The sequence below is a fragment of the Paraburkholderia sediminicola genome (assembly GCF_046030555.1).
Lineage (GTDB): Bacteria > Pseudomonadota > Gammaproteobacteria > Burkholderiales > Burkholderiaceae > Paraburkholderia > Paraburkholderia sediminicola_E.
The window spans coordinates 261,776-280,885 of record NZ_JAQQCH010000006.1 but is presented as its reverse complement, the minus strand read 5'-3'; the positions used below and the strand labels follow the sequence as shown (position 1 = coordinate 280,885).

At 60.1% G+C, this 19,110-nt stretch carries 15 protein-coding genes; 9 read left to right on the top strand and 6 right to left on the bottom strand.

What is annotated here, in order from left to right; translation table 11 throughout:
* Positions 1-67 precede the first annotated feature (67 nt).
* The gene (locus PQQ52_RS12135; RefSeq protein WP_408210926.1) at positions 68-2,389 is read right to left on the bottom strand and encodes a PA14 domain-containing protein; all 2,322 of its coding nucleotides are present in this window, start codon (positions 2,387-2,389) and stop codon (positions 68-70) included.
* A gap of 345 nt (positions 2,390-2,734) precedes the next feature.
* Here PQQ52_RS12135 and PQQ52_RS12130 point away from each other — a divergent pair, with 345 nt between their 5' ends.
* The 5 genes from PQQ52_RS12130 to PQQ52_RS12110 all read left to right on the top strand — a co-directional run bounded on the left by PQQ52_RS12130 (position 2,735) and on the right by PQQ52_RS12110 (position 9,798).
* A complete protein-coding gene (locus tag PQQ52_RS12130) occupies positions 2,735-3,634 on the top strand; it encodes a DMT family transporter (RefSeq protein WP_408210924.1) in 900 nt (299 codons plus the stop codon).
* Between the two features lie 285 nt (positions 3,635-3,919).
* Positions 3,920-4,900, top strand: a complete 981-nt coding sequence (locus PQQ52_RS12125) for a hypothetical protein (protein ID WP_408210921.1) — start codon at positions 3,920-3,922, stop codon at positions 4,898-4,900.
* Between the two features lie 480 nt (positions 4,901-5,380).
* A complete protein-coding gene (locus PQQ52_RS12120) occupies positions 5,381-6,526 on the top strand; it encodes a porin (RefSeq protein WP_408210918.1) in 1,146 nt (381 codons plus the stop codon).
* A 312-nt stretch (positions 6,527-6,838) separates the two neighbouring features.
* Entirely contained in the window at positions 6,839-7,993 is a 1,155-nt protein-coding gene (locus tag PQQ52_RS12115; RefSeq protein ID WP_408210915.1) for an epoxide hydrolase family protein, read from the top strand.
* Positions 7,994-8,442: 449 nt separating this feature from the next.
* A complete protein-coding gene (locus PQQ52_RS12110) occupies positions 8,443-9,798 on the top strand; it encodes a sigma-54 dependent transcriptional regulator (RefSeq protein WP_408211054.1) in 1,356 nt (451 codons plus the stop codon).
* A 186-nt stretch (positions 9,799-9,984) separates the two neighbouring features.
* Here PQQ52_RS12110 and PQQ52_RS12105 read toward each other — a convergent pair whose 3' ends face one another.
* Complete coding sequence (locus PQQ52_RS12105) at positions 9,985-10,107, bottom strand: hypothetical protein (RefSeq protein WP_408210913.1); 123 nt, start codon at positions 10,105-10,107, stop codon at positions 9,985-9,987.
* A gap of 73 nt (positions 10,108-10,180) precedes the next feature.
* On the opposite strand from PQQ52_RS12105, the gene PQQ52_RS12100 reads away from it, so the two are divergent.
* Positions 10,181-11,155, top strand: coding sequence for a hypothetical protein (locus PQQ52_RS12100; RefSeq protein WP_408210910.1), 975 nt, complete (start codon positions 10,181-10,183; stop codon positions 11,153-11,155).
* A gap of 39 nt (positions 11,156-11,194) precedes the next feature.
* Here PQQ52_RS12100 and PQQ52_RS12095 read toward each other — a convergent pair whose 3' ends face one another.
* Positions 11,195-11,962 (bottom strand): YkgJ family cysteine cluster protein, encoded by a 768-nt coding sequence (locus PQQ52_RS12095; protein ID WP_408210907.1) that lies wholly within the window; start codon positions 11,960-11,962, stop codon positions 11,195-11,197.
* Positions 11,963-12,055: 93 nt separating this feature from the next.
* A complete protein-coding gene (locus tag PQQ52_RS12090; protein ID WP_408210905.1) occupies positions 12,056-12,967 on the bottom strand; it encodes a patatin-like phospholipase family protein in 912 nt (303 codons plus the stop codon).
* Positions 12,968-13,740: 773 nt separating this feature from the next.
* Between PQQ52_RS12090 and PQQ52_RS12085 the strand changes: the two genes are divergently transcribed.
* Positions 13,741-15,915, top strand: coding sequence for a M1 family metallopeptidase (locus PQQ52_RS12085; protein WP_408210903.1), 2,175 nt, complete (start codon positions 13,741-13,743; stop codon positions 15,913-15,915).
* Between the two features lie 172 nt (positions 15,916-16,087).
* Here PQQ52_RS12085 and PQQ52_RS12080 read toward each other — a convergent pair whose 3' ends face one another.
* On the bottom strand, positions 16,088-16,822 hold the full coding sequence (locus tag PQQ52_RS12080; protein WP_408211052.1) for a hypothetical protein: 735 nt from the start codon (positions 16,820-16,822) through the stop codon (positions 16,088-16,090).
* Positions 16,823-16,927: 105 nt separating this feature from the next.
* The gene (locus tag PQQ52_RS12075) at positions 16,928-17,116 is read right to left on the bottom strand and encodes a hypothetical protein (RefSeq protein WP_408210900.1); all 189 of its coding nucleotides are present in this window, start codon (positions 17,114-17,116) and stop codon (positions 16,928-16,930) included.
* Between the two features lie 234 nt (positions 17,117-17,350).
* On the opposite strand from PQQ52_RS12075, the gene PQQ52_RS12070 reads away from it, so the two are divergent.
* On the top strand, positions 17,351-18,319 hold the full coding sequence (locus PQQ52_RS12070; protein ID WP_408210897.1) for a metallophosphoesterase family protein: 969 nt from the start codon (positions 17,351-17,353) through the stop codon (positions 18,317-18,319).
* Positions 18,320-18,352: 33 nt separating this feature from the next.
* Complete coding sequence (locus PQQ52_RS12065; RefSeq protein WP_408210894.1) at positions 18,353-18,697, top strand: cupredoxin domain-containing protein; 345 nt, start codon at positions 18,353-18,355, stop codon at positions 18,695-18,697.
* Positions 18,698-19,110 lie beyond the last annotated feature (413 nt).

Genomic DNA, 19,110 nt, shown 5'->3' with positions numbered 1-19,110 from the left:
GCGCTAAACCCGCCAGTCGGCAGCGTCCACACTGCCGACTGGCTAATCAGGGTTCTTTAAGTCTCCTTCAGTTCGACGTCACGAGCGAATCCGACGGCACGATCCTCAGTGCCCCAGGATTCCGCGCCGCGGGGCTCGACCACGACAGGTGCATGCTTGCCGGACCCGTACCATGCACATACTCGACCTTGATCGAGGCGCGCTGCTTCGCGGAGAGCCAGGTCGTGCCGCTTACGGTGGCTAGCGTCGAGGTCTTCTTGTTGATGACCCGCACCCCGTTGATCCAGAGTCGCGCAACGTTATCGCTATTGATCGAGAACGTGTAGAGCCCTGTTTGCGCCGCCTGAATCGCGCCGGTCCATCGCACGCCATAGCCGGTCGCGTTGATGCCCGCGGAGGCATCAGGCGAATCGGTGCCACGCTCGGTGTTCAGGTCGAAGTCGATCAATGGCGTGACCGACGTCTTGACCGGCGCGCTGTTGAAGGTCGGATCGTTGTAGTAGCCGACCTGCAGCACCGGCAGCTTCACATCGAATCCCCCCGTCAAAGCCTGCGTTTCCGACGTCTGCCATGGGTGACCGTCCGGATAGATCGTCCCCTGGAAGGGCGTTGCGGGTTCGACAGTGGCAGGCGCGCTCGGTACCTGGCCCCAATGGAAGCGCGTATTGGTGCGGCCGATCATCAATTCCCACACAACAAAGCCCGTCGTGCCGCCGTAGTTCGACACAATGCCCGGCATCGTCTGTCCCGTCGTGCCAGGGAAGCCGCGTTGCAGCGTTTCGGAATTCAACGCGCTGACATTGCTGCCGTTCGCCGGACCCGTGTACGGGTTGCCGTACGGGTGGAACGCATAGAAGTCCGAGAAATACGAGCCTTCGTCCTCCTGCACTTGCGGCGAATTGATCGGCTGCGTGGCACCCGCATTCAGAATCGCGATGCGTGCATCGTTCATCATCACGGCGCGCGTTTGCTGCAACGAGCCGTTGCCACTACAACCCGGTTCGTTCATGGGTTCCCAGAAAATGATGCGGGGGTCGTTGCGGTGAGGCGCGACGAAGTCGGTGATGTAGCTCGCGAGACTCTGCTTATAGGTGATGCTGGCATTGGCCGCCGTCGATTGGAAATACGCCTGTTCAACCGGCGTTCCGGGCGACTGCACCCATTGGCTGTTATGCACCCCCCAGACCGGCGCCGGCTGCGGACCATATGCGGGCGTGGGATTCCAGCAGTCGTCGTAGAAGATCGGCGAGACCTTGATGCCATGCCGCGCGGCGATCTTCAGCAGATTTTCGAACTTGCTCAGGAATGCGACGCGATCGTTCGCCCACACGAGGTAGTGCAGATACACGGCAATGGTGTTCATGCCGTACGTCTGCGCGTAAGTCAGCTCACGATTGACGATCTCGGGGTCGTAGTTCTCCCAGAAGTCGATCGCGTTCACCGCGCTGGACGGTGTGTAGACCGCACCGACAACCTTGGAAAAATCGAAGGAGGGAGACGTGACGGTCGGATACGTATGGATCGTGATATTGCTGAAGGTGGCGCCGACGCCGAATCGCCGCAGCCCGAAGCTGCCTGACTGGAACGCGGCGGGGAGCGCATTGGTGGCGTCGTTGACGCTGATCACGCGCTGACCGTCGAAGTCGACGGTAATGGCCGTGCCGCTCGTCGTGACCTTCAGGTGGTGCGTGCTGCCGCCCACGACCGTGCTCATCGGATACGCGATGAAGTTCGTCCAGTTGTTGTTTTCCCGGCCGACCTGCAGTACGTGCGAACCGGTATCGAGGCCGATGTAATAACCGGTCAGGCTATCGGGGCCGCCTGCTGTGGGGTTGGTCGTGCGGACGATAAAGCCGGCGTTCGCGGCGCCGTTGCCCACGGGTGCGCTCACCGTCACGTCCGCTTCGTACGATGCAGTGGCATACGTGCTTGCAAGCGCCACCGTTTTGTCGCCGGCGCCCGTGGCGTTGGTTGCCGGCGGGGGAATCGTGATGGTCGAACTGCTCGTGCCGGGCTGCCAGCCTTGTGTCGATCCAGGCGCGAGGTAGCTCGTGAAGTCGCCGAAGTTGAGGTTCGTGGTGGAAACCGGCGTGGGCGGGGGCGGCGGCGTGTAAGGCGGAAGGTTGAGGGTGGGGTCTGCGATCACCAGTGGCGGTGTCGTCGTTTTCATCCCCAGCGGGATCGTCTTCGCGGCCTTGAACTCGGCTTCAACGTTGGCGGTATCCGCCGAGGCCGCGGCGGATACCGCTGCTGAGGCCGCCGATGCTGCCGCGGAGGAATCGACTGCCGTGATCTGCTTGTTCGCCGACGCAGCCACGTCCGGCGAACCGTCATTGCCGCCGCACGCGCCCAGCATGGCGAGCGCTGCCAGCACAAAGTAATTGCGCACCTGTATCTCCTGATGTCCCCGCTTAATTGATGGTCATAATTATTATTAAATCTACATGTGGCTGTAGACAGTATCTCTAGGCCCCATGGATGCGGAAATCGCTATGAATAATATTATTAGTTGGCAAGACCTGTATCGGTACTTACCCGATAGGGCGCGAAAGAGAGGTAGGGAGCGAGGTCGGGAGCCGGAACGCGTGCCGGCGCCATACGCAATGGATGTCCGCGGTTATTCCACGCGATAGCACGTGGAGCAGCAGGCATAATCCGTTTTCCGATTACGCCCCCCTTTCATCGGCGGCGGAACCAAAGCGACGCGTTGCTTTACGCGCTCTCAGGAAAACTCATGCCGCCCATCACCGTTGTCCGGAATGGAGCCGTGCCGCTACGCAGCGTCGCGCTAATTCTGGTTTCGATGTTCTGCTTCGCGCTCGTCGATGCTCTGGCGAAATCTGTCGCGCTCGCCTATCCGGCCAATGAAGTGACGTTCTTCCGCATGGTGTTCGGCTTATTGCCTGCCGTGGCCGTTTGCCTGCGCGGCAAACCGCTTATCGAGCGTCTCAAACATATGGATGTGCGTGGGCAGACCTTGCGCTCGCTGACGTTGCTCGGCGCCTCGGGGCTGTTCTTTGCGGGGCTCCCCTATGTGCCGCTCAGCGAAGCGGTGGCGATCGTTTACTCGGAGACCTTGCTGGTCATCGTTCTTGCGCCGCTGCTTCTGAAGGAAACGCTCAAGCCGCGCGATGCGCTGGCCGCCGCGGTCGGCTTTGTCGGCGTACTTTTCGTGGTGCGGCCGGATGGTTCGCATTCGAGTTGGCTGGGTCCGGTCCTGCTGATCTCGAGTGCGTTTTTCGGCGCGTTATCGATCATTCAGATCAAGCGGATTCGCGCCACCGACGATTCGGGCACCACGGTGTTGTATTTCACGGTGGTCGGCACGATCGTTACCAGTGCATCGCTATTTTTCGCGTGGCGCACCCCTTCGATCGAAGCACTCGTGGTGATGGCATTGCTCGGCGGGTTCGCCACGGCAGGGCAGTTGCTGATGACGATGGCGTTCCGACAGGCCGACGCCGGCGCGCTCGCGCCGTATAACTACACCAGCATCGTATGGGCTGCGTTATTCGGCTATATCGTGTGGGGCGAGTCCATCGGCAGCATGTCGCTGTTCGGGATTGCGTTGATTGTCGGAAGCTCGATTGCGGTTGCCGTGCGCGGCAAGCAGACTGAAGGGCCGCTCGTGTAAGCACATGTGGGTTCGGCGGATGTGAGCCCACTTGCACTGCTTCGCAGTTCCAACAATCGTCGTAGGAAAGACTGGCCAGCAAGCTGGCCTTTTCGGACAACACGCCTACGCGAGCGGACGAATCGAAGTTTCGAGACTATAAATAGCAGATAGGACGCATCCAGCTTGCAGCCATCCTCGTACGTGACTGTGCCGGCCCGAACTCGCGGTCGTTGCGGCGGCATCTATTGATTCGCAGCGAACCCTCTGATGAATTCGGGCACGTTGGCGATATCGCAAACGCACATGTCCACGATCGGAGAGGGAGACGTCATGGTTAGCGAACTCAGGAAGATAGTTCTCACGAGCCTTTTTGTCGGCGCGGTTGCGATCGCAGCTTATATTTCGCAGTCAGGCAAAAGCTGGTTGTCGGCGGACGAACTCGGCCTGGAGAGCGACAACGCGTCGGCTCACCTCACACGCGGCGACACGATGACCGGCTCGGTGAGTTCCGGACCGGTTGTTGCCCGCAGTGATTCAGCCAAAGCCATTGCAAGCAACCTTCAGGCGGCGCGCAATAGTCTGCAGCGCAACGATCTGCTCGCCGCGCAGGCGCAACTGGACGCGGTGCGTTCGGCACATCGGAACGACGATCAGGTTCTCGCGCTGCAAAGAGAAGCGGAGGCGCGCGCGGAGCAGGCGCAGCGCGCGCCGGCGGCTACGCATGGGGAAGCGTCGGCGCGGCAACGGTGGAAATCGGCGCGATTGTTGTCGCCGTCTTCAGGGAAAAACGGCCGCCCTCACGACAGCACCACTGCGATGCGCGAACACGGGAGCCATGCATCTCCCAGTTACGCGAAGACCCTGCATGCGCCTGAAATCGCGCTAGCCGCTGTTGGCACCGGTAGTAGCACCTCGGGCGGGCGAACGCGTGGCGCGGGTGCATCTGTTGTTGCTAACGCCGCATCGTCTGGTCCGGCTGCAGTGAACGTAGCGTCGAATGTAGCCAGCGCGCCTGCTGAATCACAGCAGACACAGCCCGCATTGGCGCGGCCGCCAAGCCAGCAAGCCGAGTTGACCGCGCAAGTTGCCCCAGTGCAATCGCCACCTCAGCTCGCCCCCTCCGCCGGCATCGTAGCGAAATCCGAGGGTGGCCCCAAAACACGCGCACAGGTACGCGCGGAAATTGCGCGCGCCCGTGCCGATGGCAGTCTTCCCGCATTCGGCAATCCGGACCCGGCCGGACCCGGCGGCGCACCGAGCCTGACCAGAGCGAATCATCTTTGAAGACGCGCAAGCCACCACCTGGATAACGTCGACGAGTCCGACATCCTGTTTGCCCGGCGTGAGTGGAGGGCCATTTAAAGTTAAATCTAAAATCGACAATGACTATTTTCAATTACCGCAATAATCGGCGGAATACGTTTATTTATCTGGCAGGTTATTCCAATTAATTTCCATGGAAATTAATTGGAATAATAAATTGATCAATACGAGTTGTTGAAGTAGAAGCGCCGTGCTATTCTGCGCCGGCTTGATTCTCCGAGAGCAGCATTAAATCAGGCACTTGGGGCGTACTCGCGAGAGGAGTGCGCCCCATTTAATTTTCAGCGGCAAGCCAGCTACCCGGCGAAATGATTGGAAATATAAAAGTCGATGACGTCGCATAAACGCAACGTCAGTAATTAACTGAAAAACAGTCTTTCGTTTAGTGGGATATTCTCGGCCGCTCAATAGCATTCGCTATTTGAGTCAGGAGAGAAATCAATGAATAAATTCGTATTGTCGGGCTTCTCGCTCGCGCTCATCGGTGCCGCCGGTGCCGCTCACGCACAAAACTCGGTCACGCTGTATGGCCTGATCGACACAGGTCTGACCTACACCAGCAATTCGGGTGGCAGCGGCAACATCCAGCAAGCCAGCGGCATGCTGAACGGCAACCGTTGGGGCCTGCGCGGTTCGGAAGACCTGGGCAACGGCCTGAAGGCGATCTTCGTGCTGGAAAACGGCTTCAATCTCTCGAACGGCAAGCTGGGTCAGAATGGTCTTGAGTTCGGCCGTCAGGCATACGTGGGTCTGTCGAGCGATCAGTTCGGTTCAGTCACGCTGGGTCGCCAGTACGACAGCGTGGTCGACTATCTCGCCCCGCTCGCATTGAACGGCACGCAATATGGCGGCACGCTCGCATCGCACCCGTACGACAACGACAATCTGAACAACTCGATGCGTATCAACAACTCGGTCAAGTTCCAGAGCGTCGACTACGGCGGCTTCAAGTTCGGCGCGCTATACGGCTTCTCGAATGCAGCGGGCAGCTTCGCGGACAGCCGTGCCTACAGCGTCGGCGCATCGTACGCATTCGGCGGCCTGAAGTTCGCGGCAGGCTACCTGCAACTGACCGGTGCCGGCTCGTCCACTAACACAAGCGGCGCCGTGCCATCAGGCGACTCGACGTTCACCGCAAGCCGTCAGCGCACCTACGGCGCGGGTGTGAACTATGCGTTCGGCGCGGCCAACGTCGGTCTCGTGTTCACACAGACGCAATTGAACAATGCAACGTCGATCGGATCGTCCGCGTCGGGCACGACGAGCGGATTCGCACTGACGGGCGGCAGCGCGCGCTTCACGAACTATGAACTGAACGCACGTTACGCATTCACGCCGGCATGGACGGTGTCGGGCGCGTACACGTACACCGATGCCAGTCTGAACGGCGTGAGCCCGAAGTACCAGCAGATCACGCTGCAGACCGACTACGCACTGTCCAAACGTACCGACGTGTATGTTGAAGCGGCATATCAGCATGTCGGCAGCGTGGGCAACTCGGGCATCACGGCGGATATCGTCGGTGTGAGCGCCTCGGCGACCGACTCGCAGGTGGTCGGCACGGTGGGTATCCGTCACCGTTTCTAAGCGGCCGGTGTCCGCAACAAGCTGTGAAGAAGCCCGCATCCAGCGGGCTTTTTTATTCGGTGCGGTGTGTGGACTCGGGACATAGGTGACGGGTGTATCGGAACATGGGTAACACGTCCAGGGACGTTGTTTCGACGGGTCTTCGCCACACAAAACGTGAAATGCGCTCTTTGTGTACCATGCAGATTGCTTCACGCGCTCCGTGACCGCCCTGTGCCCGCTTCGTGACTTCGCTCCCGCTGAATCGCCGTGATCAGCGCTGTCGAATTCAAGGTGCCCGTTATCCCCATGCCTTGTGCCGGATGAACTGACATGCAGATAGAGCCGTTTCAGATTGCCGTGCCGGATGCTGACATAGACGATCTTCGCCGGCGCATTCTCGCGACACGTTGGGCACCGGCAACCCCTTCGCCCGCCTGGCAGCAAGGCGTCGATTCCGCCTGGCTGCGCGAACTCGCGCAGTACTGGACCGAACATTTCGATTGGCGCGAGGCCGAGCGCCGGTTGAATCTGCAACCGCAATGCGTTGCGGAGGTCGAGGGGCAACGTGTGCACTTCGTGCATCGGCGCGGCGTCGGCCCGACGTGTTATCCGCTCGTGATCACGCATGGCTGGCCAGGATCGTTCTTCGAGTTCCACGCACTGCTCGACCGGCTATGCGACCCGGCCGCGTTCGGCTGCGATCCGGCCGATGCGTTCGACGTCGTCGTTCCATCGCTGCCCGGTTTCGGGTTCTCGCAGGCGCCGATAGCGCCCGGCACGTCCGCGTTTCAGGTGGCGGACCTGTGGGCTTCACTGATGCGTGGCCTCGGTTATGAGCGTTTCGGCGCCCAGGGCGGCGATCTGGGCGCGGGCGTTTCGATCGCGCTCGCGGCGCGGCATCACCAGCTTGTCGACGGCATTCATCTCAACTTCTTGCCGAGCTCATACGAGCCAGCAAGCGGCGCGGCGCAGACACCGCTCACGCCTGCAGAAGAAACCTATCTGCGGGAGAAGAATGAATGGGCCGCGCTCGAAGGCGGCTACGCCCACGTGCACGCTACGAAGCCACAGACCGTGGCGGCGTCGCTAAACGATTCGCCGGTCGGGCTCGCTGCATGGATTGGCGAGAAGTTTCGCGCGTGGAGCGATTGCGACGGCGATATCGAGCGCGTGTTCTCGAAAGACGAATTGCTCACCAATATTTCGCTCTACTGGCACACGCAGAGTATCGGCCCGGCGATGCAGATGTATTGGGAAAACCGGCTGCAGCCGATGCGCTTCGCCGAGGGGCAACGCGTCGTGCCGCCTGTGGGATTCGCGCATTTTCCCAAGGAGATCAATCACCCACCGCGCTCGTGGCTCGAACGAACCTTCAATGTCGTGCAATGGTCCGACATGCCGAGCGGTGGCCATTTCGCTGCGATGGAAAAACCGGATCTGCTGGCTGCCGAGATTCGCAAGTTTTTCAGAAAGTTGAGGCGTTAGGCGCGTCGACCCGACCGACTGTGCCGGCGCACGCCGCATCGGTTCGATATTGATGCCGATGCGCCTCGTGCCTCGAATTATGCCTGCTGCATGGCCGAATTCAGCGTACGCGCCCGGTTGGCCGCCTCAACAATAAATGTGTCTGGACGGTATTGCTGGCGTCATGGCGGACTCAATCATCAAATATAGTCAGCAGTTCACTGCGGCGGCCGCGCAGCCGCGTATGATCGACGGTCGTTATCGCATCGGGTATCTCGCGAGCCTGCGTTGACAGCGCCGTCGACTCGCCGGCATTCGGTGCACGATGAATGGCAGTTTCCCGTACGCGTCTGATTCGTGAGGACAGACATCCGCATGCTTGGGGCAACAGAAACAACGCAGCAACGAGGGCCCTGAGTGCAATACGTCTCAGGGAAGGCTCTGCGGAACAATAAAAAACAATGCACAAAATGAAGGCCATTACGCGGCGTGTTATCTACTTCACGCGCGATCCTTCGCCAGCGCTACTGGCGAGCTTCGAGGAGCGCGACTGGACGGTTGAGGTCATCGGGTCGGTTCGTGACGTGCGGCAAGCCGTACGTGACGGCTCGCTCGCGGCCGGACTGGTCGATCTGTCGAGCGTGTTCGATGCTCGCGACATCGCCGCGCTGGAAACCTGCCTTGCGATGCCGAACATCGGATGGGTCGCGATCACCGCGGCGCCGGAGCTCGATGACGCCGTCGTGCGCAGGTTGGTGCGCGATTACTGCTTCGATTACGTGACGCTGCCCGCCGCGAACGCCAGGATTGTCGATACGGTAGGCCATGCCTGCGGCATGATCTCGCTCGGCGAGCCCGTATTCGTCGATACGTCCACGGCCGAAGGCGAGATGATCGGCACGTGCGAGGCCATGCTCGCGTTATTCCGCTCGATCCGCAAAGTCGCGGCAAACGACGCGCCCGTCTTCGTCTCCGGCGAATCCGGTACCGGCAAGGAGCTGACCGCCGCGGCGATTCACGCGCACTCGCCGCGTCGTAACCAGCCGTTCGTTGCCATCAACTGTGGTGCGATTCCGCCGCATCTGTTGCAGTCGGAGTTGTTCGGCTATGAGCGCGGCGCGTTCACGGGCGCGAATCAACGCAAAATAGGGCGTGTTGAAGCCGCTCACGGCGGTACCGTGTTTCTCGATGAAATTGGCGATCTGCCGTTCGAGAGTCAGTCGGGCCTGTTGCGTTTCCTGCAGGAAAATACCATCGACCGCCTGGGCGGCAACGGTTCGATCGACGTCGACGTGCGCATCATCTCAGCCACTCACGTCGATATGGAGGCCGCCATTGAAGACGGGCGCTTCCGTGCGGACCTGTATCACCGCTTGTGCGTACTGCGAATCGACGAGCCGCCACTTCGCGCGCGCGGCAAGGACATCGAACTGCTCGCGCTGTACACGCTGGACCGCTACAGGAAAGATGCGAGCCGCCGGCTGTACGGTTTTTCTCCCGACGCGATCGCGGCACTGCATCAGTACGACTGGCCCGGCAACGTGCGGGAACTGATCAACCGGGTTCGTCGCGCCATTGTGATGTCGGAGGGGCGCACGATTACCGCGGACGATCTCGAACTGTCGGGTTACGTCGCGATCACGCCCGTGACGCTCGCGCAAGCACGCGAAACGGCGGAGCGGCAGGCCATCGAGCTCGCGCTGCTGCGGCATCGCGGGCGCCCCGGCGACGCCGCGCGCGAGCTCAGCATTTCACGCGCGACGCTGTACCGTTTGCTCAGCTCGCACGGCATGCGATACGGAGAAGACAGCGCAGCCGAAAATTGACGCGAAAATCGTGTGCGGCGGTCAGGTAACTTGTTCACTCAAATGTCAAAAAGACCGTTGATGTCGCGTACTTTCGACCGGCCGAAAGCGGATTGACGGCCCCGGCGTTCTGTCTCGCTGACTTTTGGCGGAAAGGCAATGCAAGGACGTGAAACGATAGGTCATACCTGATCTCTGCGCCCCGGTTTATTCGACACCATCGCCGCAGATCAGCTCACCCGGCTCGAGCGTGACGCCATAAAGGCGCGAGCCGCGGCACGACGGCTGCGCACCTTGCGCGGGCTTCTGGCTTGCCCCACAAAAGGACATGTGGATCGATCCGCGAACGATAACGGCAGCGCTGGAAAAAGCGAACCGTCTCTCACGCCTGGTGAGGAGCACCGTGAATCTTTTTCCTTGCACGCTGGTTTATGTGGATGTCGATGCGCGTCCGGGTCCCAACTCGACGAATCGCGATCCGCTGTCCTATGTGAGTCAGGCGGTCTGCCTGAACAACAGCTTGCGGCAGGTCGGCATGCCGGCGCTGACCATCATGACCAATGCGCCCGCACTGGTCGCGCAACGGCTCGACAGTATGGCCACGGCGCATCGGCCCACGCTGGTGACATTGAATGCAACGATCGAATTGCCGAAGAACACGCCGTTCTACGCCGCTCATTTCAAGCTGGATCTGATGGACCAGGTGGCCGATTCGCTGCCCGCCGACACGATGCTCCTGCTGCTCGACGCCGACATGGTCGCGTTGCTTCCGCTCGAGCGCAATCTGATCGAGCGCTGCGCTGAAGCCGGGATTGGTGCGTTCGATATTTCGGACCAGGTATTTCCGCCGTACGGCAGCGAGCAGGTCGTCGCGGATCTGGAAATCGTGGCAGGCAAGCGGCTCAGAAATCCGCGCTGGTACGGCGGCGAGTTTCTTCTGGCGACGCCCGCTGCATTGCGCCGGTTAGTGCCGCGCGCACGTGCCAGTTACGCGCGCTATATCAGCGAAAGCGGACGCGTGAAGCATCACGGCGACGAAGCGTTCATTTCCGCGGCGCTCAATGCACTGGTCGATGAAGGGCAGGGGCTGATCGAGGTGGGCGCCTATCAGGCGGTTGGCCGTCATTGGCCCGGCAATAATTATCGGGACATGCGCTGGTTTCGCTGCTGTTCGTTCGTTCATCTGCCTGGCGGCAAGGCGTTGTTCGAAAAGGAGGCGCGTTTTGCCGAATTTGCGCCGGATCGTTTCTGGCGCCGTATGCGCGTGGCGCATCTGCGTGGCCGCGTGCGTCACGCGCTGAAACGCATCGCCCGGTTGCTGAGTGTGGAACGTCTCGCCACGCTGTCTGCTTACGCCGCGCGTAGTGTGAAGAGTTAGGCGCTTGCGCGGCCCGAGCGGTCGCCGACGGTTTTACCTCTATGAAGGCGGGAAAAAACCGTGATAGCGCGAATTGCCGGTTGCGGTGCTCTCAGCGAGATGGCCGGTTGCGCCCACCGACAGAAGCGTTTCAACGGTGGCGGCGCGATTCGAAACGAATGTCCACTGCGGAGCGGTTTCCTGCGATTTAGAGGACGCGTGAATCTGGCGCAGCGCAGTCAGCAGCGCGTCGCTATCCGGCGAATACATGACAAAGCCTTCGTTCGCGAGCGCCGCATCGTTCAATCCCAGTTCGAGGCATACCTGCATCCGCAGCGGCGCCTCGAGCTGGTTCGCGCGACGCGACTGCCCGATCAGTTCGACGGTCGTCGCGTCGACAAGAATGCCCTGCCTTTGCAGCGGTTCGCCCTGCCATGCTTCTGAAGGACATCCCTTGTTTTCAGGCACTAACTCGACGAACGGATTGATTTCGGCGGGATAGATCCGGCACACCAGCGGCCGTTGTTCATAGATGCCGCAGCGCATGTCGGGGTGCAGATTGGGACATGCTCCGCCGAATGCCGCGGCAAGCACGATCGAGACGCGGACCGGCAGGCTCCCGCTCATTGCCGGTGAAGAGCGCGCCCGTTTGTATTCAGCTTGCGCATTGCCGGGCTCGGGTTCGACGGGCCACGGTATGGCCTCGCAGATGAGTTCCATTTGCCCGCCGCGCTCCAGCCACGCGATTGCCTCGGCAATCGTCAGCGCCAGGCGCAAGTCGTGGCAGCATTTGCCGCATGAGGTACACCCGAAATCGACGTCATCCACCCTGATTTCCTGTTTAAAAATGTCAGCGTTGTTGTTAGTCGCCGCAGATCCGAAGTTCTGACAGGGATCCGTAAAAAAAGTGGGCGACGGCCTTCATTGTGCCGTATGCGAATACTCGCGCAATTCCCCAGCGATGAAAGCGTGTCCGAGACCGCCGTCATCGAGCCAGGCACGTGTTGTCTCGGCGGCAAGGGCGATCAGGCGAGCGCATTGCGTGTAGTCGTAAGGGGAAATGTTGAGCGGACAAACCGGGGGCGTCACGAAGAGATCGACTCGGGTGGCGTAGAACTCCAGATCTCGAACGAGCTGGCGTGCAATGACGAGCGTGAGCGCGTGCGTGGCTTGAGCGATCGCACTGGTCGGCGGTGCGTCGAGCGGGCAGGCGAAAACCGCGGGCAGAACGATAATTCGGGTCGCGCCAAGCGCCACTGCCACCGATATCGGCGTGTTATCGGCGACGCCGCCATCGACAAGATCCCTGCCGTCGATTCGTACGGACGGAAACACCCCGGGAATCGCCGCGCTAGCCAACACGGCGTCTACCACCGGACCGGACGATATGACGACCTCGTTACCCAAAAGCAGATCGGTAGCGACAATGTGCAAGGGCAACACTGCTTGCTCCACGCGCGTGTATGAGAGATTCTTTTCGAGCAGAAGACGCAGCGCCGTCGCCTCGACGAGATGCGTACGGCGCCCCAGCACCATGTCGAGCAACCCGAACATCGAGAACGGCATGATGTCCTGGCGGCGTACCCGGCACCACAACGCCTCGAGCAGGGCCACACCGTCACGCGTTGGATTTCCCGCGAAATAGGCGGCATTAATCGCCCCCGCGGATGCGCCGACGACGAAATCAGGACGCTCGCCGCGATTGACCAGTTCCCGCAGCATGCCGACTTCGATCGCGCCCAGACTGCCGCCGGCGGAAAACACGAACGCGGTGAGCGGGGCGCGCGGCGCGTCGGCCTGCAGATTGGATAGTGTGGAATGAGTCGATGGCATGTCGGCCTCCCATTCATACTGTACGCCTTACCAGCGCAGCAGGCGCGGCTCGAACACAGCGCCGGTTCCAGATCGGGTGTGGCGAGCATTTTGGGGCGTCGTCGTTCTATACGCCGCTCAACTCGATGCCGATTTGTGGTCATTTCAATTCGATAGCAGCTCGTAGCGCGTCATTGCGATGAATGGCCGAGCAATCGCATGTTTATTTATTTTTCGAACTCACCGGCTAGTTAATTTCAGAAGCGCGTTGGCCATCTTCACACCCCGTATCACACCCCGTATCACACCCCGCACTGCAATAAAATAAAATTTCTCGTAGGTATGCACGGCCATTCCGCTTTTAGAGTATGAGATCTGTCGTTTACTTCATGCATTCGATCTGCATACATCATCAGCTATCGAAAGAAAGATTGTGAAAGGAAGTTGACACGATAACGTTTGGCAATCTAGGCTACGCACTGTCGCAAAAAACTGATCTGATTCCCGTCCACCTGCATGGAGACGCAGGTACGCCACTGCTTTGTCCATCAATCAGGCGATAGCGCGAAAACGTAAGGCGATGGCACACGTCGTCGCCGTTTAGAAAGAATTGTAATAATTAAGTTGCGTAATTATAAAATCAGCCACAAGTGCTGAGGCAGTAACACGTCCATATATTCTCGCTAGCAATCCGGCGCTAGTGCGGGAGACCTTTTTCGCTGAAAAGAAGAGAAACACAGCTTAAGCACTCAACGCACTTTCTTTATGCCGATTTTGTCAGTCGAGGATTAACAATGCGTATAAATTTCCGATTGCAGATACAGTGCCTCGCGTTAGCCGGAATAATGGTTCTGGCTGGCTGCGGCGGTTCAGACGGCTCGGCATCACTTTCGAGCAAGTCAGCCCAGACGCCCGCTGCGGCCTCCGAAGTGGCGCTCGCGCCGCCCACGGCGCCGATCGTTGCGGACACATCGATCAACAAGAGCGTGCCGCCGGTCGAACTACCCGACACGGTCACGCCGATCAACTACAAGCTGTGGTTCCGGCCGAATCCGGCACTCTCTTCATTCGACGGTCGCGCGGACGTCCAGATCAAGGTGCTGAAGGCTGTCAATGCGATCACGATTGCCGGACACCGCATCAAGTTCACGAACGGCACCATTACGCTACAGCCAGGCAACATCCAGCTGATCGCCACGCCGCAAGATGACGGCGATTTCTACCAGCTCCGGCCGGTGAGCGGGCAGATCGCCGCCGGCAACTACTCGCTGCACATGGAGTGGAGCGGCATCATCAACTTCAAGACCTATGACGATCCGGTTGCCAAGACCGGCGGCAGTTGCGGCGACGATCCCTATCCGGGTTGCTCCGCGGCGGAGGGCGTGTTCCGTGTCGACCTGAAGTCGACCGATGGCACGACGAGCGGTGCGATTCTCACGCAAGGTGAATCGAACCTCGCGCGGCAATGGTTCCCCGGCTGGGACGAACCGGCTTTCCGGCCCACCTATGAGGTGAGCGCGGAAGTCCCGCAGAATTGGAACGTCGTGTCGAACGCGGCAGAGAAGCCCGCGGTCAACGTGGACAGCGGCTACAAGCTGGTGTCGTTCGAAAAGACGCCGCCGATGCCTTCGTATCTGCTCTTCTTCGGCGGCGGCCAGTTCGACATTCTCGAAGACGACTTCTCGAGCCCGCTGCCGGACGGCAAAGGTCTGCATCTGCGCATTTTCACGCCACCCGGCATGCGTGACTGGGCGAAACCGGCCATGCAGCAGACCAAGCAGGCGCTCGATTACTACTATCGCTACACCGGTATTCCGTTGCCGCTCACCAAGTTCGATACGATCGCCGCGAACGACGCGTTCAAGGAGCAAAAGGACCTGAACTTCGGCGGAATGGAAAACTGGGGCGCGATTCTGGAATTCGCCGACGACATTCTGCCGGCGCCGGGCACCACCATGTCCGACTATGGCGTGACGGTTCTGACGCATGAAGCCGCGCACCAATGGTTCGGCGATCTGGTTACGCTCGACTGGTGGGACGACGTGTGGTTGAACGAATCGTTCGCGACGTTCTTCGAAAACAAGACCAAGGTGCGCTTCTTCCCGGACCGCTTCAGCTGGGTCGACGACGTGAAGAACAAGTACGCGGTGATCAACGCCGATCTGAAATCCACTGCGTTCCCGGTGCAGCCGAACTTCAACGGCTGGGCGTCGAACGACTTCGTGCTGAGCGCGAGCGCCTTTACATACGACAAAGGCGGCCACGTCCTGAAGATGCTGGAGAATTATCTCGGCGAGGACGTGTTGCGCAAGGGGCTGCAGTCGTACCTGGCCGACTATTCGCTCGGCAACGGCACGCCGAAGCGTTTGTGGGACGAACTGGCCAAGGCGAGCGGCGAGCCGATGGTCGCGATTGGCGACAGTTTCGTGCGGCAAACCGGCGTACCTTTGATCTCACTCGACACCCAGTGCGATCTGACGACCAATCAGACCGTGGTCACGCTGAAGCAGTCGCCTTTCCCGAACCAGAACCAGTATCCCGGCACGCAATGGACCATTCCGTTGACGCTCGCCTATGGCGACGGCCTGACATCGCGCAAGACGATTGCGATGAAGGACGTGCAAACGCAGGTGCGTCTGAATGGCTGTTCCGCCGTGCTCGCGGATCCGAGCGGTCTCGACTACTACGTGACGAACTACAGCAACAACGCGTGGAGTCAGTTGCTGGCGCAGGGTAACGCGCTGAAGGATCCGGTTTTGCTGACCAGTCTGCAACTCGAGGCCAAGCTGCTGGTGAAGAACGGTCTGGCGGATCCGTCGCGTGCAACCAGTATTGGTTCGCTGAGCCCAACTGCCGCGCCGCTTGCACGTCAGATGTTGATGACGGCGCCGACGACGCAGTCGCTGCGTCCGACGATCCGGTATCAAGGCAAGTTCAAGCTGAAGCCACAAGCGCAGCAGGCGCAGTAAGCCCGGTAAGCTGGATAAGACGGCGTCGAGCCGTCGTAAAGGGCAGGGCCGTGGTCCGCATCCTCCGCGATGCGGACCACGGCACGGCTACATGCATCGGCTGCCCGCGCCGCAACCGCTGATCATTCAGCAAAGTCTCAACTGGAACGATGAGATTGACGCAGCTGTTGGATCATGCCGAACGCGGTCGTCGCTCCAGCCAATTTCGCAACAGCCCCGCCAGAAGCGCGCTGACGAGCACGGCAAGGTAAAGCGTGACGAGACTGTGGCGCCACGTATCGAGCGTAAGCCGGTGCGCCAGCAGTTTCGAATCAGGCGCAGGGAGGACCGCATGCATTGCTACGACAGCTTGCTTCATCCTTAGAAAACCCACAGCGGAAAGCAAGGGCAAACCAATGAGCAGGGCAAGCAGTGCGGGCCTCGCGCGTTGCATCGCCGGATAGTGACGCAATCGAAACCACACGCCGAGGCAGCCATGGATCCAGCCTGGCGCTAGCAGTGCGAGCTGCAGACCCTGCGTGCCGCTCGCGATCAGCGCTATCACGATCCGCTCGTAGTTCGGCTCGAACCCATACAGCGACGCCGCGAGGCGCGTCGCGACCGCATGCCGGATCAGCAACAGAGGCAGGCTGAGTCCGGCCCAGAGCCGGATCCATTCGGCGGGTGGGAGCGACCAGTGACGACGCCCGTAAATCGTGCGCACAGCCAGCGCGAAATGCAGAAGGGCCGAACCGTACAACAGGATCGTGCCGGGCACGCTATGCCAGATCCATAGCGCGAGCGTGAGTCCGCGTCCGGCAAGATCGAGCGACCAGATGCCGAGCGCATGATTGACGAGGTGCAAAAATAGATAAATGAGCAGCACCACGCCCGATCCGAGTTGCAGGTGGCGCAGAACGGGCTGCAATTCCGGTCGCACATTACCCTCCCGTCAATTCGTATGCTGCGGGACACGGCCTGGAAGACCGCAGGCGGGCCGCGTCAAGCACGCAGCCGGGCCGGCGCGGCCTTCTCACGCTCTGCGTGCGGGCGTGGCGGTGCGCTTCTGGTATCCACGCTGTTGTACCGCACCTTGCACCGCTTCTGCAAATCGCTGTAAGGCGGATAGCGAGCCGCACACGCTCTGGTATTCCTCGAGGCCAATCCTGCCGTCGAGGATGACCGCCATGCCCGAGGCACGGGCCATGTCGATGATGTCCATGTTCGTTACTCCTTTCAGGTTCTCTCATCTGCAAGACCGCCGCCGTGGCGCGGTTATTCCCATTTACGCTGGCGTCAGTCATAGGGGTCCACCCGGCCGGATTCGTTAACCCGTGCGCTAATTTCCTGTTCCTGGAATAAAACCGGTGGTGCGGCAGTCTTCCTGATGAACCGAGTCGTGAGGCCCGCCGGATGATCCCGCGGTTCGCCTGCGAATCCTTATCGTGAGGTCAACATGTCGTCACACCATTCATCCGATTCTGCATTCAACCCTGCATTTAGCCCGTCACGCCGCGGGGCGCTGAGATGTCTCGCCTTCGGGGGAGTCGGCACGGTCTTCGTTCTTGCCGGCGGCATTCTCACGCCGGTGGAACTGGCCCTCGCGGCCGACGCGAAATCATCCTCGGCGTCCATGGGTATACCGCTTTTCCTGCAGATCAGCGATTCACATATCGGCTTCAATAAGGAAGCCAACCCGGACGTCGCCGGCACGCTCAAGCAGACGATCGACTACGTCAACGCCATGCCGGTCAAGCCTGCGCTGACCATCCACACGGGCGACATTACGCATCTCTCCAAGCCGGCGGAGTTCGATCTGGCGGCGCAGTTGATGTCGGGCCTGAATATCACGGAACTCCACACCGTGCCGGGCGAGCACGACGTAACGGACGGCCCCGGCACCGAATACTTCAGCCGCTTCGGTAAGGCGTCGGACAACAAAGGCTATTACAGCTTCGACCACAACGGCGTGCACTTCGTCGCGCTCGTCAACGTGATGCATTTCAAACCTAACGGCCTGGGTGGACTCGGCGACGATCAACTCGCCTGGCTGGAAAACGACCTGAAGGGCCGCTCGTCCAGCACGCCGATCGTTGTCTTTGCACACATGCCGATGTGGACGATCTACGAGCCGTGGGGGTGGGGCACGGGCGATGCCGGTCAGGCCATGAGCTATCTGAAGCGCTTTGGTTCGGTAACCGTTCTGAACGGCCATATTCATCAGATCGTATCGAAGGTCGAAGGCAATATCACCTTCCATACCGCGCGTTCAACAGCCTATCCGCAGCCGACCGCCGGCAATGGCCCCGGTCCTGGGCCATTGACAGTTGCGAGCGACCAGCTCCCAAAGATGCTCGGCGTAACCAGCATCAAGATCGCACATCATCCGCTCAAAGCGACGCTTGCCGATACGACGCTCGTTTGATTTCAGAATTTTTTCTCTAGCAGGAGATCAGTTATGCAAACTAAAATTATTCGCCGCACACTCTGTGTGCTGCTCGGGAGTTCGGCGCTCATCGCGGCGTCGGCCGGATTCTCCGTTGCGCGGGCGGAGACGCCCAACGCCGTGGTCATCAAGAACTTCATGTTTTCGCCGATGGCGCTGACCGTCAAAGCCGGCTCTACGGTGACCTGGAAAAATCTCGACGGTGAACCGCATACGGTGGTGAACGACGCGGGCATGTTCCGTTCCGCCGCGCTCGATCAGAACGACACGTATCAGTTCAAGTTCGACAAACCGGGTGTGTACAAGGTGTTTTGCGGCATCCACCCAAATATGAAAGAAACGATCACCGTGCAATAGGCGCCGGATTCCGGATTCAGTAGGGGGCGCCATGCGCCCCTACTGAGCACGCATGGCGTTTTAAGCGATAGCCACAAATCGGCGTTTCATATTGGCGTGCTTATTGCATCGTAGAGAGCCGCAGCGCATGGTCGAATCGCCGCCCTCCAGCCAAACGCAGGAGCGGCCGGCCCCCGCGCGTTGCACGACCCGTAGATGTACACGGCGTTGAATCTTTTACCTGCTTTACCTGTTTTATCGACGCACAGCAGGCTCGCCAAGCTGGCGTTTAAAGCGCAGCATCATCGTATTGCCGCTACCCGGCGTAGCGGGACACATGCTTCCAACAACTCCAGATCGACTGCCGCTGAATCGTGCGATTAATGTCTGCCGAAATGTCAGACGTAAGGATTCCGGAGAGTATTGCGATGTTC

What these genes read in the sequence shown, in the direction of transcription:
- PQQ52_RS12130 (WP_408210924.1), top strand. Translation starts at nt 2,735, where the DNA reads ATGCCGCCCATCACCGTTGTCCGGAATGGAGCCGTGCCGCTACGCAGC.
- PQQ52_RS12125 (WP_408210921.1), top strand. Translation starts at nt 3,920, where the DNA reads ATGTCCACGATCGGAGAGGGAGACGTCATGGTTAGCGAACTCAGGAAG.
- PQQ52_RS12120 (WP_408210918.1), top strand. Translation starts at nt 5,381, where the DNA reads ATGAATAAATTCGTATTGTCGGGCTTCTCGCTCGCGCTCATCGGTGCC.
- PQQ52_RS12115 (WP_408210915.1), top strand. Translation starts at nt 6,839, where the DNA reads ATGCAGATAGAGCCGTTTCAGATTGCCGTGCCGGATGCTGACATAGAC.
- PQQ52_RS12110 (WP_408211054.1), top strand. Translation starts at nt 8,443, where the DNA reads ATGAAGGCCATTACGCGGCGTGTTATCTACTTCACGCGCGATCCTTCG.
- PQQ52_RS12105 (WP_408210913.1), bottom strand. Translation starts at nt 10,107, where the DNA reads ATGTCCTTTTGTGGGGCAAGCCAGAAGCCCGCGCAAGGTGCGCAGCCG.
- PQQ52_RS12090 (WP_408210905.1), bottom strand. Translation starts at nt 12,967, where the DNA reads ATGCCATCGACTCATTCCACACTATCCAATCTGCAGGCCGACGCGCCG.
- PQQ52_RS12085 (WP_408210903.1), top strand. Translation starts at nt 13,741, where the DNA reads ATGCGTATAAATTTCCGATTGCAGATACAGTGCCTCGCGTTAGCCGGA.
- PQQ52_RS12075 (WP_408210900.1), bottom strand. Translation starts at nt 17,116, where the DNA reads ATGGACATCATCGACATGGCCCGTGCCTCGGGCATGGCGGTCATCCTC.
- PQQ52_RS12070 (WP_408210897.1), top strand. Translation starts at nt 17,351, where the DNA reads ATGTCGTCACACCATTCATCCGATTCTGCATTCAACCCTGCATTTAGC.
- PQQ52_RS12065 (WP_408210894.1), top strand. Translation starts at nt 18,353, where the DNA reads ATGCAAACTAAAATTATTCGCCGCACACTCTGTGTGCTGCTCGGGAGT.